This is a genomic window from Paraburkholderia sp. BR14320 (assembly GCF_040948665.1).
GTDB lineage: Bacteria > Pseudomonadota > Gammaproteobacteria > Burkholderiales > Burkholderiaceae > Paraburkholderia > Paraburkholderia youngii.
Genome location: NZ_JBFPKG010000263.1, coordinates 1 through 461 on the forward strand (window position 1 = coordinate 1; position 461 = coordinate 461).

The 461-nt window shown below is 61.4% G+C and carries 1 pseudogene; it reads right to left on the reverse strand.

Going from position 1 to position 461, the window contains the following annotated elements:
- Positions 1-52 precede the first annotated feature (52 nt).
- Positions 53-461: pseudogene (locus tag AB3X89_RS40230) on the reverse strand (acetaldehyde dehydrogenase); the annotation flags it as partial.

Genomic DNA, 461 nt, shown 5'->3' on the forward strand with positions numbered 1-461 from the left:
GCGCAGCGTCACGTCGGAGATATAGAGTTTTTTGTCCATGCGGGAAGTCTCCTTAAGCCTCTGATGCCTGCACGAGCGCCTGCGCCATGCGCTCGGCGGTCGCGAGCGCGGCCGAAGTCATGATGTCAAGATTGCCGGCATAGGCAGGGAGGTAGTGCGCGGCGCCTTCCACTTCGAGAAACACCGAGGTCTTCAAACCGCTGAACATGCCGAGGCCCGGAATATTGAGCGGCGCGTTCGCCGGGATTACATCGAACTGCACCTTCTGCTTCAGGCGATAGCCGGGCACGTACGCGTGAACCTTCGCGACCATCTCCTCGATCGACTGCTCGAGCTTGTCGAGGTCGGCCATCTCCGACAGCGTATAGACGGTGTCGCGCATCATCACCGGCGGTTCGGCCGGATTGAGCACGATGATCGCCTTGCCTTTCGCCGCGCCGCCGACCACTTCGATCGCCTTC